The organism is Sphingomonas lycopersici (genome assembly GCF_026130605.1).
In the GTDB taxonomy this organism is placed as follows: domain Bacteria; phylum Pseudomonadota; class Alphaproteobacteria; order Sphingomonadales; family Sphingomonadaceae; genus Sphingomonas; species Sphingomonas lycopersici.
Genome location: NZ_JANFAU010000032.1, coordinates 1 through 1315, shown reverse-complemented (window position 1 = coordinate 1315; position 1315 = coordinate 1). Strand labels below are relative to the sequence as shown.

At 61.9% G+C, this 1315-nt stretch carries 1 protein-coding gene; it reads left to right on the top strand.

The genetic code is table 11. The annotated features are described in order from the left end of the window. Window positions 1-49 precede the first annotated feature (49 nt). Window positions 50-1063 (top strand): IS110 family RNA-guided transposase, encoded by a 1014-nt coding sequence (locus NED98_RS23105; protein ID WP_265314686.1) that lies wholly within the window; start codon window positions 50-52, stop codon window positions 1061-1063. Window positions 1064-1315: the final 252 nt, after the last annotated feature.

Genomic DNA, 1315 nt, shown 5'->3' with positions numbered 1-1315 from the left:
CGTATGATGCCGGACCGGCACCGGGAGGTGCCAAGCGAAGGAGGAGCAGATGACCGACGTCCACATCCTCGCCATCGACCTGGCGAAGCGCAGCTTCCAGATCTGCGCGACAGCGCCGGGAGGGGCGGTTCTATTCAACCGGACAGTATCGCGGGCCAAGCTTGAGGCACATCTGCGCGAACAGGCGCCATGCATCGTCGCGATGGAAGCTTGCGCTACGAGCCACTTCTGGGGGCGTTTTGCGCAAGCACTGGGGCATGATGTCCGCCTGATCCCGCCGATCTACGTAAAGCCGTTCGTCAAACGGCAGAAGAACGATGCGGCGGACGCCGCGGCGATCGCGGAAGCGGCTGTTCGACCGAACCTGCATTATGTGGCGGTGAAGAGCGCCGAGCATCAGGCCCGTGCCGTAGCTTTCCGGACACATCAGTCCTTTGTCGGCCAGCGCACTCAACTGATCAATGCATTGCGCGGTCATCTGGCCGAGTTCGGCTTGGTGGTGGCGCAGGGGCCTGCGAACCTGAAGTTCGTCGTCGGTATGATTGACGACGGCGCGATCGATCTTCCCGACGCTGTTCGCGATGTCGCACGCCTCTATCTGGACCAGATCGCATTGCTCACGAACAAGATCGAGGAGTTGCACTCCAAGCTCGTTCACTCGACCAAGGTGGACGACGCCATGCGTCGGCTGTGTACGGTGCCGGGGGTCGGCCCCGTGACCGCGGGCGCGATCATGGCCTTCGCGCCGGATCTGTGTACCTTTGCAAGCGGGAGGAACTTCGCCGCGTGGCTGGGCTTGGTCCCGCGACAGCGATCCACCGGCGGCAAAACGCGGCTCGGCTCGGTCAGCAAAATGGGGCAGGCCGATATCCGCAAGCTGCTGATCGTCGGCGCGATGAGCCGGATCAGATGGATCGTCCGCAAAGGCGTCCTGCCCGACAACTGGCTCGGCCATGTACTCGGCCGCAAGCCGCGAATGGTGGCTGCGGTCGCCTTGGCCAATAAGATGGCGCGTATGATCTGGGCGATGATGACGCGAGAAGAGAATTATCGGATGGCGTAAGCCGGTCGTCTTCCTCTGAAGCGAACCGGTAAGCGCCTGAGGGCTTCGCGGCCCTCGCAAGGAGATCGACTGACGATTATGCGGCAAGGACTTCAATGTTCAGAACGTGGAAACCAGTCCCGGGGCGCGAGCATCGTAGCTCTCTGAACCGATGTGGACCTCGTTCTTCGAACTGCATACCGGCCAGTGGCAAACGATGAGCCACGCGAACAGGCCTGACACACGAGCGATATAAGCGTTGAGCCGCCAGAA